Raw genomic sequence first — 13,697 nt, 5'->3', positions numbered from 1 at the left:
GGAACTCCCTGTTAGCGCCAGTGTCAACCCATAACAGCCGTCTGATTGCGCCCTGTTCCCAGCTTCAGCCTCCGCAATTCCGAGTGCGGTCACTGTGGGCAGATAAGGAGTTACATCTGAGTTTGATGAGTAGGACTTTCACCTACATCCGACCGAGAGTTTAAGGTTACTCTAGGATTTCACCTTAGTTAGCTTATGTACGGACTGGTTACCGTGATTCAGCTAACAACGAATCGCACCGGAGTACCAAATGAGCGTGGGGGACTCCTGACGGGTTAGTTGAAAATCCTGTAAATACCTTCTTCGTCTGGGAACGTGGTGGAACCGCAGGCGGAGCAGTTGCGGGCGATAGCGATCTATTGGTTGAAGCGTTGGACGACAATAATGCGGTTATAGCAAGTTACAAAATCTTGAGGCAAAACTACACGAAAGCTGACTACAATATCAGTACTCAGGTCATTCCGATCCTTAACAATGGACCCTTCAATATTGGTTCACTTGGCATTCGCTTGGATGGAATCACGACAAAAACATTGCGATTAACAAGTGCTAACAATGATGGGCTTCTTCCTAATGTTCCTAATGACAACGGACCTGACTTCAAAATTGTCGCAGCAAAAGCCATTCCTGAACCTACTACAATTCTAAGTGTGCTAATGGCTGGCTGTTTGGGAATTATCTTAAAACGTCAGAAAACAGTTACAAGCTAATTTGGCTTACACTTACACCTTAGAGGATGTTTTAAACGTCATGATTGATGTATCAAATATTTTTTACCCCACCCTAACCCAGACCTTGGAAAGGGGAGGGAACTGAATTTCTCTTATTTCCCCCCTTTCCAAGGGGGGATTAAGGGGGGTAATAATGTAACTAAACTACCTTAATGCAAGCTTTTGTTGGCACTTGTATTGATGTTACTGATAATTTTAGCAAAAATGCCGTCATCATCAAAAAACTTTTTCTGAATTGCAGCCCAACCGCCATAGTCATTAGTTGTTGCCAAACTTTTTAGCCGAGGGTATTTATTAACAAACTCCTTTTTCTGTGCTACGCTTGAATCTATTGGTCGATAACCAGTTTCGGCAAATATCTGCTGAGCTTCTGGAGTATACAAATACTGAATGAATGCTTCTGCCACTTCACGGTTACCGTGCTTGTCTACATTTTTATCAACAATAGCAACTGGGTTATCAATTGAGAAATTGACATCAGGAATAAAGTATGAAGGTTTTTCACTGCTGAGAGCCTTCAAAATCACTTCATTTTCATAAGTAATTAGAGCATCCCCTTCACCCCCCTTGAAAAAGGCATCAGTTGCGTTACGAGCACTTTCTGGCAAATTAGGAGTATTTTTATAAATATTGCTAACAAAGTCTAATGCTTTAGACTCGTCCCTTCCAGCTTTAATAGCTGCATTCCAAAATGCTAAAAAGTTCCAACGTGCGCTACCAGAGGTTATGGGATTGGGTGTCATCACATTGACTCCCTTGTTTGCTAAGTCTTCCCATGTTTTGATGCCTTTAGGATTGCCCTGACGAGTTACAATTGCGACAACAGATTTGCTGACGATACTGTTGTTCTGAAACTCTTTTTCCCAGCCCGGTTGGATCAATCCTGCTCGTTCAATCTTTTGAATATCGGGAGCAAGAGATAGATGGACGACATCAGCTTCCAATCCTCTCTCAATCACTGCAAGAGCTTGAGGACTAGAAGCACCATAACTTTGCTGAAAGGTAATATTTTGCTGCCGCTCTTTTTTCCACTTTTCGACAAATCGGGGAATAATCTTGTCATGTGCAGCTTTGGTGACAGAGAAGGAAACAAGGTTAAGTTTAATATTCTTCTGTTGAGCGATAAGATTGTGACTGTTTCCAGAGTGAATCGCTCCTGAAGGATTGCTAATACTTGTATTGGAAGCAGCAACCACTACGCTCAAGGTAGTTCCTACTAAAAAAAGGCTCAAAAAGCCTCCAAGAGAATATCTGTTTAACCATTTTTTTCCTGCTTTACGGCTCCATTGTCCGATCGCCTGCAAAGCTTTAACAAAATAGGTCTGAAATTCCCTTATCCAATCAGTTCCTGGTTTTTTTGTCCGTTGCCACTTGCTCATCAAATTGCCCCCACACATATTCCGGTATGTTTATTTAACTACCGTATTTTTGTGTTAATATAAGTCAATGAGTCATTTTTTTTAACTAAAAGTTATTTTTCTTTAGAATAAACAAGCGCTATGTCTACTGGAAAAAGGTTCAATTGGACAGATGGTCTTTACGAATATCTTCTATCTGTCTCACTCCGGGAACCAGAGATACTCTTTCAACTACGAGAAGAAACAGCCTGCTATCCTCGCGCAAATATGCAGGTTGCTCCCGAACAAGGGCAATTTTTAGCTTTTTTAGCTAAACTGATTGGTGCAAAAAAAACTTTGGAAGTGGGAGTTTTTACAGGATACAGTTCTCTCAGTGTGGCTTTGGCACTGCCAGAAGATGGTAAAATTGTAGTATGTGATATCAGTGAAGAGTTTACATCTGTTGCCCGTCGATACTGGCAGCAGGCAGGAGTAGCACACAAAATCGAGCTGCGGCTTGCTCCTGGAATAGAAAGTTTAGAGAATTTATTAGCACATGGTCAGGCAGAATCTTTTGACTTTGCCTTTATTGATGCTGATAAAGAAAATTACCCTCATTATTACGATCTAGTGCTGCAATTAGTTCGACCGGGTGGATTAATTGTGATTGATAATGTGCTTTGGTCTGGACGTGTTATCCAACCAGCCGTACAAGACTCAGCTACTATAGCTATCAGAGATTTCAACAACAAGCTGTCTCAAGACAACCGTATAGACTTGAGTTTGCTCCCTATTGCAGATGGACTGACTTTAGCACGTAAGCGGTAATTAATAGTGGTTAATCCTTTGACGGTAAGCAACAATTTTACCACTTCTGGTCAGAAACCCAGTTGTAATTTTTATCCTTGACATCAATTTTTTTGGGAATAACTTTTAGTTCGTAGAAGGTATCTGCCATGCGTTGCAATCCACTCAGAACATCATCAGTTACGGGTAATACTTGACGTTGACCACCACGCTTTTCAACAGTTTCCATTGTTGCTAAATTTATTTTATACAACTTAGACAGTAGCTTGGCAGAATCTTGATAGTTGTTTCTAGACCAAGAACCAGCCTTTTCTAGCTCTTGCAAAATTATTTTAACAATATCTGGATGGTTGCGGATAAAATCTGGAGAAGCATAGTAAAAGCTTGGGCTTTCTAGCGTTATATTTACCCCCCTTAGTCCCCCCTTGGAAAGGGGGGAAATTGAATTTCTAGTTCCCTCCCCTTTCCAAGGGGAGGGTTAGGGTGGGGTAAATCTAACTTGTGTTTACACCGCAGCCTTATAAAGGGGGGAAATTGAATTTTATCCACTTAACCTACTGATTAATAGAAGTCAGTTGAGGATTGGGAATATTCAACAGGTTAGAAATGACTTCTTTGCGCCAAGCATCGTAAACTGGTTCTATCCCTTCAATATTAGCCCCATTGAAGGTTTCTGCATCCAGCCAGCGCTGTTTGATGTAAGCAGCACGTCTTTGCTGAATTTCTTCGTCCAGTTCTAACAATTTTGCTGCAAGTTCAGCCCGTTCATCAGGTGAAGCTTGCTCAAACTTTTTGCGCCACCAATTGGCGATCGTTACGCGGTGAATTGCTTCATCATCGGTGAATCTTTCGCTACTTTGTTCAGCCAAAACAGCATCACCAATTTGTGATGTGAGTTTATTAAACCAAACTTGAGGTAAAATATGATGCTCGTAGTGAAACTCCCAAGCAACGAACCCCAGCCAGTTCCGGTAGGGGACATCTTCTAAAAATTCCCAATGACGTTCGGCTTCCCTGCGGATATCATCAATAGGATCGCGTCCAGTCAAAGCAATAATTCGTTCTCGAAAAGCGATCGCATGTGCGCCATCATCGCCAATTTGTCTGCTCAAAATTAAATGCAAGTCAGGATCGGGAATCAACGAGATTGCTTTGCTAGCAGCCTGCACAATAGACAAGTCGTGTCCACCTGTAGCCGCCCAGTATTGGTAAAAATTTTCTTTTTCCTCTTGTGTTTGTGGGGGACGACTACCATGTTCGCGAGTCAAGGGGACGTGAGGTGCGTGCTTGCTAATCAGTTTATTCAGAGTTTCTTTTTCAAATTCTACATTCCAAGTCCGAGTTAAAGCTACAGTCATACAAGTGCCTTTTAACTATTGGATACCAGAGATGTTTCATCGTTAATACTGACAAGTTTTGGGAGCTTTGTCTCAGGGATATTGAAGAAGTAAGCAAGTACTTCTCGCCGCCAAGCATCATAAATTAAATCTGAACCCTCAACTTCAATACCAAGGGCGCGACGGGTAATCTGTCCGTGTTCTTTGAGATAAGTATTCCGCCGACGTTGAGCTTCTTCATCTACTGCTAGTACCTGTTCCACTAGCTCAGCTTTTTCAGTAGGCGAAGCTTTGTCAAATTTACGCTGCCACCATTCCACCACTCCCACACGATGAAAGGCTTCGTCTGGGATAATTCTCTCTACGGCAAAACTTGTCGATGCTGGATCGTATAGCCGTGACAAACGCCGATTTAAAATGGCAGTGGCAACAATATGATGTTCATAATGTAACTCAAAGGCTAAAAAACCGAACCAATTACGAATCGGCAAATCCTCCATAAAGTCCCAGTGTTTTTGCACTTGCTTTTGAATATCCTCAATGGGGTCATGACCAAATAATGCCTCTACACGCCTGCGGGTATTTTCAGCGTGTGCGCCATCATCTCCCACTTGACGACTTAAAAATAACTGCAATTCAGGATCGGGAATTTGGTTAATTACCTTTGCACAAACTTGAACAATGAATAAGTCATGGGCTGCACCTCCAATACGAAAGTGGTAAAAATTTTCCAGTTCCTCTTCTGTCTGAATGGGCTTTGCTTCTTGCAACCGCTTTTTAGGAATGTGGGGAGCGTGTTTATCAATTAATCTATCGATAGTTTCTGTTTCAAATTCAACTGTCCAAGCCTGACGGGTTAAGGTTGCTGTCATGATTTACTCCATGAGTTGTGAGTTGTATGGCTTAATTTTGGTTTCTTTGCTAATGGTTCTTTATCTGGTAATTCCCAGACATCTTGTCTTCCCTGTTCTTGCTCCACTAGTAACTGAAGATGATTTGGTAATTTTGACTGATATCTAAATGACCAAGGTTCTTCATCTGACAATTCTCTTTCTATTTCATGAAACATAGGTGTACCATTGTTAGAAGTAAACTGTAATTGTTGAACGCTCCCCGCTCCCTTTTTCAAGGCAGTATTTCAAGCCCTAATAACCTACTGTTTTATCTACAACATTGCGTAAGGGTTGACCGTTGCGATATCGTGTCAAATTGTCAATAAATAATGCCACGATACGTTGGCGCAATTGTGGTGTAAGTGCTGAACAATGAGGAGTAATAAATACATTAGGTAAAGACCAAAAAGGGCTTTCTGGCGGTAATGGTTCTGTTTCAAAGGTGTCTAATCCAGCACCTGCAATCCAACCTTCCCCTAAAGCGGTTAGCAATGCCGATTCATCCACAATTGCACCGCGAGCAATATTAATTAAATAAGCACTTGGACGCATTAACCGTAATGCTTCTACATCAATTAAGCCTTTGGTTTCTGGTGTGAGAGGTGTAGCAATGACTATATAATCTGCCTCTGGAAGAAGCGATCGCCACTCATTGACACCAACTATTTTGTCAAAGTTTGGTAATGGTTCGGGATGGCGGCGGCTACCCCAAATCCGCATTCCAAAGGCTTTCGCACGCAGAGCAATTTCTCTACCAATATTTCCCGTACCAATAATTAACAGAGTCTTTTTGTACAATTCTTCCAGTTCCAACCACTTATACCAATAGTGACTAAACTGTAACTCTTGTAATTTTTGGACTTTTTTAGCATGATAAAGCATGAAGTTCAGCACAAATTCCGCCATAGAAATGGCATGAACTCCTGAACCATTGGTAAGAACTATATCATGTTTTAAAAAAGTGGGCGTGAGGATATGATTCACGCCAGAACTTGGAGTATGCTGCCAACGAATTCCAGGCGCTGCTGCTAGTACTGTATGCAGGGTAGTATTTTTCAACTTGAACCCGTTGAGATAAACTTCAGCGTCCCGTGGATCGCCTTCAAAGTTACCATCACTGTCTACACGCACATAGGTAACATCTGAAGGTAACAGTGGCTCGATATCAGCAGCCAGTTCTACAGGTAGAATGATTTTCAAAACCCATCCTCCTTGCGATCGCATGACACAACAAAATCTGAAAAATTTAACTAAGTCGGCACAATTAAAGTTAACGAGTCAGGGCTGTCATTTGTCATTGGTTATTGGTCATAAATAAAAAAGTAAATAGTCATGCTAAAAGCAACGATTATGACAAATCTGCGAATCATTTGGGGGTCTAGTTGACGCGCATAATGAGCACTTACATAGCCTCCCAAAGAACCACCCACAGCCATCAAAATCGCTTGCTGCCAAGCAATGACACCTGCAAAAATAAACGGGACGATCGCAATCCCATTCACACAACTCCCTAAAAACGTTTTAAAGGCATTTATAGTATGAATACTTTTGATACCTAAAAACGATAAGGTGGCTAGCATTAAAATCCCCAACCCCGCACCGAAGAAACCCCCATAGATAGCGATCGCGAGTTGAGCCAACACCAAATTCCATAAAGGTACCGACTCAGGAGATGATTTCTGGTTCTGATTCTGAAGCCATCTCTTGAAAGAGTCACCAAAAGTAAATATTAATGTTGCCAGCAGTAATAAATAGGGGATCAGTTTTTTAAAAAAATCTGCTGAAGTATACAACAAAATTAAGGAGCCGATAACACCACCAACTAGACTTATGCCACACAAAAGCAAAAAAACTTGCCGCTTGATGCCCAAATCTTTACGATAAGCTCCAGCACTTGCTAAAGCAGCTACCCATATAGCAGTGTTATTCGTAGCATTTGCTACAACTGGCGGCACACCTGTAAAAATGAGTGCTGGAAAGGTAATAAAGCTACCACCACCCGCTACAGCATTTAATCCGCCTGCGATGAAAGCAGTACTGAAAAGAAGTAAGGTATGGGGAAGGGTTAAGAGTTGGGGAGTAATGGTACTTAGCATTGTTGAGTGAAGCATCCGCTATAACTATGCGGGATAAAACACGAATGTTCGCAGTTCGATACTTTCCCGTGGAGGAGCGTCTGGTGGGCTTGTCGGATCGTTAAATGCCGTATGACCCGCAAAACGTGCGCGTCCATCTTCTGCAGAATCGAAACACTTAATAAATAGTGCCTCGTTTCTGTGCATTTGCGGAAAATAAAACCACTGATGTCTTGGATTGTATACGATCGCATAAGTTTCACCAACGCGATGCCGATAAACAAGGTCAGTCGCTACAAGGTCTGTTGGTGCAATACTTTGCGCGTCACACACTGCTAATGGTGATTCTTGAATGGGTGAAGCGATCGCCCGCCAAACATTGATGATGGCAAACCGTTGTTGCAATAGCTCGTCAATATTATCGATACCCCGTGCTGCTAATTCCAAGCGGGCGCGAGTATAGCCGGATTTGGCAGTGAAGTCGTTGTGTACGCGTTTGGCAGGTTCTTTAATATCATTCTCTCCTGGCTTCGTCCTTTGAGCATTACGAAGAGTATGGTCAAATATCACTACTTGAGTTGCACCCGTTACGTCTTTCAATAATTGCTCTGCTTCTGCGTAGTAAACATGGCGCACTTCGTCTTCGTCATAAAAGTCCCGCACACTGGTATTATGCTCTTTCAAGGCAAAGCCTTCTCTATCTAGCGAGATATTTTCTGAGATGGAGCGAGCATTATAAATTGGCAGCCTGTGTGTCTGATAAGTTCCGTTATGTCTGGGAATCCCTGATGGCGGTTCATAGGTGTAGTTGACAGGTCTTTCTGCCATTGGGACTAAGTAATTGAGGTTAGCCTCTACGTAGGGCAAATCCTTAGAAATCGGTCTGTCTATAACTTGACTGCTTAAGCTCATAGGTCATACCATTTTGGATTTTGGATTTTGGATTTTGGATTTTGGATTTTGGATTTTGGATTTTGGATTTGGGATTTTAGATTTGGGATTTTAGATTTGGGATTGTAATTCAGACCTCTTCGTAATTGCTTTTTGCTTGCTGTCTTTGTTACAGCGGTTTTCACTTATTTAGACCACACTCTTAATTCTTTTGCGCCTTTGCGACGGCAGGCGCTTCAACTGGTGGTAACCACAAGCTAGCGCTGCCTCGCCTTTGCGTGAGATAAAAAAGATGTAGTTCATTTACCAGAAAATAGCTGTAAATCAAACTGCAACTAATTCCTTACTTGCAACTGCTGGTTCAGGTTTGACCCAAATCTTGTCTAACCCTCCACTCAACAATCGATACTGCTGCTTGGGGTCTTGCTGGGGGTAATCCATCCGTTTATGCATTCCCCTGGTTTCTTGACGTTGCAAACCACTGTTGTACATCCAACGGGCGGTGGCGACCATCGCCGCAGCTTCCCGTATGCGGATAACTTGGTTATCGGTAGGAATTTGGCTGTTGCGGATCTCTTGCCAAAGGTGATCGAGTTTCTCTAGAGATGCGCTTAAGCCTGATGCAGTACGGAATAAATTGCGATCGTAGGGAAAAACCTCAGCTTGAACTGCTGAAATCGCGTCATCTGGAGATAAAGCACGGTTTCCTGCACTCTGCAATCCGACCTCACCCACTCCTCGTACCTTGCGCTGCGTTGCTTTCTCTCCCAAACTCAAAGCATAGGTAGCTGCTGACTGACCGGACCAGTAGCCAGAGGACATTGCCCAAGCTGCATTGTGGCTACCTCCACCTGTGAATCCACCACAGATTAGCTCTCTAGTTGCGGCATCTCCCGCAGCGTAAAGCCCTCTCACTGAAGTGGCGCAGGTGTCATCTATAATCCGAATTCCTCCCGTACCGCGCACAGTTCCTTCTAAGCGCAAAGTGATGGGGAAGCGTTGGGTAAAGGGGTCAATTCCAGCGCGATCGAAGACAACAAAAAAGTTAGGCTGAGATGCCCGCATCCATGCCTTCGTTTCTTCATCGACACCTTGGTCAAGGCGGGCATAAACTGGCTGAGTCAGCAAAGTTTTGGCAATGACAGAGCGACCGCGCTTAGAGCCTGCGCCTTCTATGACTGTGCCATCCTCGTAGGTAAAGGATGCCCAGTCATAGTAACGAGTTTTGGTGACAGAGGAAAAACTAGGAGAAATAGCATAAGCATTAGAGAACTCCATACCAGAGAAGTCTGCACCAACTTCTGCAGCCATTAACAGACCGTCTCCAGTCAGCACATTGCAGCCGAGAGCCTTACTTAAGAAAGCACAACCTCCTGTCGCAATGATAACTGCCCCTGCTCGGACTTTCCAGCGTTCTCCAGATTGGCGATTAATAACCAATGCGCCCGCAACAGTACCTTCTGCGTCTACAAGCAGCTCTAAAGCTGGACTGTTGTCTAAAATTTTCACTCCTGCTTGCTTAATCTTTTTCCGCATGAAGCGCATATAATCCGGACCTTGCAAAGAGCGACGGATCGCAACTCCGTTATTATCAACTCGGAACGGATAACCCCAATCTGCCAGTGAATTAATGTTGTCATAAGTTCGGTCTAGAACGCGAGTCATCCAATGGCGATTGGCGAGAAATCCTCCCATCGCCTCCCGACTTGCCATTGCTGATTCGCGTTGTTCCGGATCTGGTGGAATATACCACACACCATTCCCTGAAGCGGCGGCGGCACCACTTGTACCGCAGTAACCCTTATCTACCAAAACGACTTTTGCTCCACGGGTTGCTGCACTCCAAGCTGCCCAAGTACCTGCGGGACCGCCACCAATCACCAGGACATCCGTCTCTAAATTTTGACCGGAGTTAGTAGTAGATAGTTGTTCATGCGCTAATTGATTTACGCTCACGAGCTTTACCCCTTAATTTTCAAAACTTGTTTCCACCAGCCATCAAGAGCACAGATACAGATCTATAGTTATTAGCCCGTACATAAGCTTTTGGAAAAGACAATGATTTGTCTGTGGAGCACTGGCTTTGCATATAAAATACACTTTACCGATAAATTAACCGTAGTTTAATTTTATAGTCTCTCACGAAGCATGGGTAAAATTCAAGCTCCTTAACAATAAGATATATGATACTTTAAAATTTTGATAAACAAATTATTAGTTTATCAAAATATTTTTCCCATGGAACTGAACAAGCTCCCTAGTAAACAGTGACCAGGCATTGCAACAAATTTCGTCTATTGGTCATTGGTCACTGGTTACTGGTCACTGCCAACAAAGGTGAAGTTTTTCCCCACTCTCCAGAAAATACCAATTGATTCAACGGCTTGCGGATACGAGGTGCCAGTTCTCGTTCGCGTAGCCCGTCGGAAAGGCTCTGGGGATCGCCAGGATAACCGACTGTCAGTGCTGTACTAGGCTCATAACCTTCAGGAATATTGTATTGTTTTCTAGCGCTCTCCACATCAAATCCTGCAATCTGATGAACAGATAAACCAAAAACGGTTGCTTGAATCACTAAATTTTCTAATGCAAGTCCCACATCATGTAGCGCATGTCGATTTACCCTCCCGTCGTCAAAATGCAGTTTAGCAACGGCGAGTATTAACACTGGAGCATTTTTTGCCCAACCTTGATTAAATTCAACTAAAGTACTAAGTAGACGCTGATGTTCCGTTGGGTCATCTTTGGTTGCAACGATAAAACTCCAGGGCTGATGGTTGTAGGAAGAAGGAGCCCAACGAGCGGCTTCTAGCAGAGTGAGTAGTTTTTCCTGCTCAACAGGACGGTCGGCAAATGCTCTAGGACTCCAGCGACGGCGAATAAAGTCATGAATGGGGTATTCTGTTTCCGCAAGTTTCTGTGTCATATTAGTATTCTTTGGTTGTGCTCTGTTTATGTTTAAGCAGTTCAAAGGGTCGGGTGGGGAGTAGAAAAGAATGAATTTCTTACTCCTGTAGGCAACCGCCCGTAGATGTCTAATAAGCCATGTTGTGGGACAAGCTGCAAACAACATCCCACATTCTGTGGAATTTATTTCTTGGAAATCTCTGAAGGCTAAAAACGCGCTAAGCCGTAAGTTTTTTATTTATTGGTAACTTAACACATAATACGGTTTCTTGACAAATTAATCGTACTTTTTTAGAACAAGGTTTAACATTGAGGGAATTAGGCAAGATTTATGAGAGAGGTCTAGTTGTGCCACAATTAGTTGGCTTACTCAATGGAGTTGCTAAACCATCAATGCTGACCAGATTTTTTTGCTGATGGTATTCTTTAAGTCCGGCTTCACCTTTTTTCTTTGCCCATGTGACTAAAGTCTCCCTCTGTCCTTTATATTCGTAAAGTGGTACGCCAAAACCACAGGAGGTTTGCACTCTTGAGATATCCGCTACAATAATTTGACGCGCTCCGGGAATCTCTGGAAACAAGGGATACAGAGTTTCCCATTCTGGCGAACTGGGAATAACTGTGTATCCTTTACCGTAGAGACGCAGAATACTTGGGGGTTCTTGAAAAGCGCAAAACATAAAAGTAATTCGCCCATTTTCTTGCAAATGGGCTGAGGTTTCGTTACCACTACCTGTCACGTCCAAGTAACCTACACGATGGGGAGAAAGAACGCGAAAACCGCCTAGACCTTTAGGAGAAAGGTTAACATGACCAGTGGAACTTAAGGGTGCAGAACCTACAAAGAAAAGGTGTTGAGCTTCAATAAATTCTTGCAGTTCTTCAGTGATGGATTCAAAAAGTTTAGCCATAGATTGAATAGTTCCTGTTGATAAATGCCCGACGTTCTACTCCATTCATTTTCGATGCTGCGAACCGCAAGTCTTCGATTTAGGATGATGTTAATGCTTTGGGTGCGCTTGCAAGGGCTAACGTATCCAAAATGCTTTCTCCTGTTTCCTTCGCATCAAGAGTATATTTTACCTCCACACTTGCTATCCTAGTTTGTGAGTTCTACAGTTGTTAACTAAGTTAAACAGTTTTTTTGAGAAAGGCAACAGTTTATCCTAGTAGCAGAGTGTTGAATTGTTGAAATGTCTGAAGGTAAGGACAATCATGATCGGCTCTGAAATAAATACCGTAATTACACCAGAAAGAATCGAATTGCCTCCTGGCGCTGTCTTGAAACTATTGGGAGACTGGCAAGACTACATGAAGCTGCAAAGACAGTTAGGCTCGCGCACTGTACCTCGCATCAAATATCGACTAGGAGAGATTTGGCTGATGGCACCGCTACCAAAGCATGGAAGAGATGCGAGCTTGCTGGGAGATATTGCTAAGGTTTTGCTGGATCGCTTGGGGCAAAGATACGACTCATTTACTCCAATTACCATGAGTTTGCCAGAAATCAGTGGGATTGAACCTGACTATTGCTTTTATATTCAAAATTGGAGAGCCGTAGTAGGTAAAAACCGTATCGACTGGCAGAATGACCCTCCCCCCGATTTGGTAATTGAAGTAGACATTACCAGTTATACAGATATTAATGACTATTTACCTTATCGAGTACCAGAGGTTTGGCTGCTGAAGAATAACGAATTATTCATTTACAGATTGCAGGGAGAAAGTTACGTAATTACAGAAAGTAGCTATTTTCCTAATATTTCAGAAATTGTACGGCAATGTCTTCTAATTGCAAGTGAGCAGACAACAAGTGAGGCAATAAGGTGGTTGAGAAATTTTTTGCACTCCAAGGAGTGATAGAAGCCGATTGCATTTCGCTTTTTGTCAGAACTGTTATAGTTACGGCTGGTCTAGTTAATGAACTTGTGGCAATTCAATCAGTCAACGTAGGTTGGGTTGAGGCTTTGCGAAACCCAACAAACTCTGCTCATGTTGGGTTTCGTTCCTCAACCTAACCTACGAATATTATAAGCTTTTAACCGAAGATGATAAGAAATTATTATTTTCAATCATTAATGGTCATTGTTGCTGCTTAGCTTTGCCAACTTCAATTGCTTCAGGAACTTCAATCAATTTCCCCGTTTTGACATCATAGATATAACCATAAATAGGAATTTGAGATGGTACTAATGGGTGCAAGCGAATGCGCTTGACATCTTCATACACGCTTTGAGCAAGATTGTCAATTGTCAACCAATTAATATATGCCCCTTCGCCCGATCCAGAACCAGAACCAACATCATGCCAACCTGTTTCATCAACATAAGCAGTATCTAGGCTACTTTTAAGTAAATCGCTGATAATTTGGTTAGTGAAGGTTTCCATGCCACAGTTAGTATGGTGAATCACAAACCATTCGCGAGTCCCTAAAAGTTTGTAGGAAATAACCAGAGAGCGAATGGCGTCATCGCTCACACGTCCACCTGCATTGCGAATGACGTGGGCGTCTCCTTCACCCAATCCAGCAAATTGAGCGGGATCGAGACGGGCATCCATGCAGGTTAAAATAGCAAAACGGCGTTTCGGTGGCATAGCGAGACTACCTTTTTCGCCAAAAGTTTCCACGTAATTTTGGTTGGCTGATAAAACTTCTTCCAAAACGTTACTCATAAATTTCCGCCTTCTCTATAAAATTCGGTAAACCGATACAGATATG

Annotated in this window: 15 protein-coding genes; 3 read left to right on the top strand and 12 right to left on the bottom strand. The window is 42.8% G+C overall.

Going from position 1 to position 13,697, the window contains the following annotated elements; translation table 11 throughout:
• Positions 1 to 371: 371 nt before the first annotated feature.
• The gene (locus F7734_RS14485) at positions 372 to 710 is read left to right on the top strand and encodes a PEP-CTERM sorting domain-containing protein (protein ID WP_243146883.1); all 339 of its coding nucleotides are present in this window, start codon (positions 372 to 374) and stop codon (positions 708 to 710) included.
• A gap of 170 nt (positions 711 to 880) precedes the next feature.
• Here F7734_RS14485 and F7734_RS14480 read toward each other — a convergent pair whose 3' ends face one another.
• Positions 881 to 2,110, bottom strand: coding sequence for a sulfate ABC transporter substrate-binding protein (locus tag F7734_RS14480; RefSeq protein ID WP_155745365.1), 1,230 nt, complete (start codon positions 2,108 to 2,110; stop codon positions 881 to 883).
• Positions 2,111 to 2,230: 120 nt separating this feature from the next.
• On the opposite strand from F7734_RS14480, the gene F7734_RS14475 reads away from it, so the two are divergent.
• A complete protein-coding gene (locus F7734_RS14475) occupies positions 2,231 to 2,896 on the top strand; it encodes a class I SAM-dependent methyltransferase (protein ID WP_155745364.1) in 666 nt (221 codons plus the stop codon).
• A gap of 37 nt (positions 2,897 to 2,933) precedes the next feature.
• Here F7734_RS14475 and F7734_RS14470 read toward each other — a convergent pair whose 3' ends face one another.
• The 10 genes from F7734_RS14470 to F7734_RS14425 all read right to left on the bottom strand — a co-directional run bounded on the left by F7734_RS14470 (position 2,934) and on the right by F7734_RS14425 (position 11,889).
• A complete protein-coding gene (locus F7734_RS14470) occupies positions 2,934 to 3,200 on the bottom strand; it encodes a hypothetical protein (RefSeq protein ID WP_155745363.1) in 267 nt (88 codons plus the stop codon).
• A 229-nt stretch (positions 3,201 to 3,429) separates the two neighbouring features.
• Positions 3,430 to 4,233 carry a hypothetical protein gene (locus F7734_RS14465; protein WP_155745362.1) on the bottom strand — a complete coding sequence of 268 codons (804 nt, stop codon included), beginning with the start codon at positions 4,231 to 4,233 and terminating at the stop codon, positions 3,430 to 3,432.
• An 11-nt stretch (positions 4,234 to 4,244) separates the two neighbouring features.
• Positions 4,245 to 5,084, bottom strand: a complete 840-nt coding sequence (locus tag F7734_RS14460) for a hypothetical protein (RefSeq protein ID WP_155745361.1) — start codon at positions 5,082 to 5,084, stop codon at positions 4,245 to 4,247.
• On the bottom strand, positions 5,081 to 5,281 hold the full coding sequence (locus F7734_RS14455; protein WP_155745360.1) for a hypothetical protein: 201 nt from the start codon (positions 5,279 to 5,281) through the stop codon (positions 5,081 to 5,083). Before F7734_RS14455 ends, F7734_RS14460 begins: the two co-directional genes overlap by 4 nt.
• Before the next feature lie 76 nt (positions 5,282 to 5,357).
• Positions 5,358 to 6,305 (bottom strand): D-2-hydroxyacid dehydrogenase, encoded by a 948-nt coding sequence (locus tag F7734_RS14450; protein WP_155745359.1) that lies wholly within the window; start codon positions 6,303 to 6,305, stop codon positions 5,358 to 5,360.
• Between the two features lie 101 nt (positions 6,306 to 6,406).
• Positions 6,407 to 7,201, bottom strand: a complete 795-nt coding sequence (locus F7734_RS14445) for a sulfite exporter TauE/SafE family protein (RefSeq protein WP_243146882.1) — start codon at positions 7,199 to 7,201, stop codon at positions 6,407 to 6,409.
• Positions 7,202 to 7,225: 24 nt separating this feature from the next.
• Complete coding sequence (locus tag F7734_RS14440) at positions 7,226 to 8,092, bottom strand: CmcJ/NvfI family oxidoreductase (protein WP_155745357.1); 867 nt, start codon at positions 8,090 to 8,092, stop codon at positions 7,226 to 7,228.
• Between the two features lie 303 nt (positions 8,093 to 8,395).
• Positions 8,396 to 10,027: an FAD-binding protein gene (locus F7734_RS14435; RefSeq protein WP_166481908.1), complete on the bottom strand. Its 1,632-nt coding sequence runs from the start codon at positions 10,025 to 10,027 to the stop codon at positions 8,396 to 8,398.
• Positions 10,028 to 10,379: 352 nt separating this feature from the next.
• The gene (locus F7734_RS14430) at positions 10,380 to 10,997 is read right to left on the bottom strand and encodes a nitroreductase family protein (RefSeq protein ID WP_155745356.1); all 618 of its coding nucleotides are present in this window, start codon (positions 10,995 to 10,997) and stop codon (positions 10,380 to 10,382) included.
• Positions 10,998 to 11,307: 310 nt separating this feature from the next.
• Positions 11,308 to 11,889 carry a pyridoxamine 5'-phosphate oxidase family protein gene (locus F7734_RS14425; RefSeq protein ID WP_155745355.1) on the bottom strand — a complete coding sequence of 194 codons (582 nt, stop codon included), beginning with the start codon at positions 11,887 to 11,889 and terminating at the stop codon, positions 11,308 to 11,310.
• Positions 11,890 to 12,193: 304 nt separating this feature from the next.
• Between F7734_RS14425 and F7734_RS14420 the strand changes: the two genes are divergently transcribed.
• Entirely contained in the window at positions 12,194 to 12,838 is a 645-nt protein-coding gene (locus F7734_RS14420) for a Uma2 family endonuclease (protein ID WP_155745354.1), read from the top strand.
• Positions 12,839 to 13,060: 222 nt separating this feature from the next.
• Here the strand turns inward: F7734_RS14420 and F7734_RS14410 are convergent, their stop codons facing one another.
• Positions 13,061 to 13,651, bottom strand: a complete 591-nt coding sequence (locus F7734_RS14410) for a carbonic anhydrase (protein ID WP_155745352.1) — start codon at positions 13,649 to 13,651, stop codon at positions 13,061 to 13,063.
• Positions 13,652 to 13,697 lie beyond the last annotated feature (46 nt).

The organism is Scytonema sp. UIC 10036, assembly GCF_009725235.1.
The sequence above is the reverse complement of the archived record's forward strand: the minus strand, read 5'-3'. Positions and strand labels throughout refer to the sequence as shown.

Coding starts and splice junctions, on each gene's coding strand:
- F7734_RS14480 (WP_155745365.1), bottom strand. CDS start 2,110: ATGAGCAAGTGGCAACGGACAAAAAAACCAGGAACTGATTGGATAAGG.
- F7734_RS14475 (WP_155745364.1), top strand. CDS start 2,231: ATGTCTACTGGAAAAAGGTTCAATTGGACAGATGGTCTTTACGAATAT.
- F7734_RS14465 (WP_155745362.1), bottom strand. CDS start 4,233: ATGACTGTAGCTTTAACTCGGACTTGGAATGTAGAATTTGAAAAAGAA.
- F7734_RS14460 (WP_155745361.1), bottom strand. CDS start 5,084: ATGACAGCAACCTTAACCCGTCAGGCTTGGACAGTTGAATTTGAAACA.
- F7734_RS14455 (WP_155745360.1), bottom strand. CDS start 5,281: ATGTTTCATGAAATAGAAAGAGAATTGTCAGATGAAGAACCTTGGTCA.
- F7734_RS14445 (WP_243146882.1), bottom strand. CDS start 7,201: ATGCTAAGTACCATTACTCCCCAACTCTTAACCCTTCCCCATACCTTA.
- F7734_RS14440 (WP_155745357.1), bottom strand. CDS start 8,092: ATGAGCTTAAGCAGTCAAGTTATAGACAGACCGATTTCTAAGGATTTG.
- F7734_RS14430 (WP_155745356.1), bottom strand. CDS start 10,997: ATGACACAGAAACTTGCGGAAACAGAATACCCCATTCATGACTTTATT.
- F7734_RS14425 (WP_155745355.1), bottom strand. CDS start 11,889: ATGGCTAAACTTTTTGAATCCATCACTGAAGAACTGCAAGAATTTATT.
- F7734_RS14420 (WP_155745354.1), top strand. CDS start 12,194: ATGATCGGCTCTGAAATAAATACCGTAATTACACCAGAAAGAATCGAA.
- F7734_RS14410 (WP_155745352.1), bottom strand. CDS start 13,651: ATGAGTAACGTTTTGGAAGAAGTTTTATCAGCCAACCAAAATTACGTG.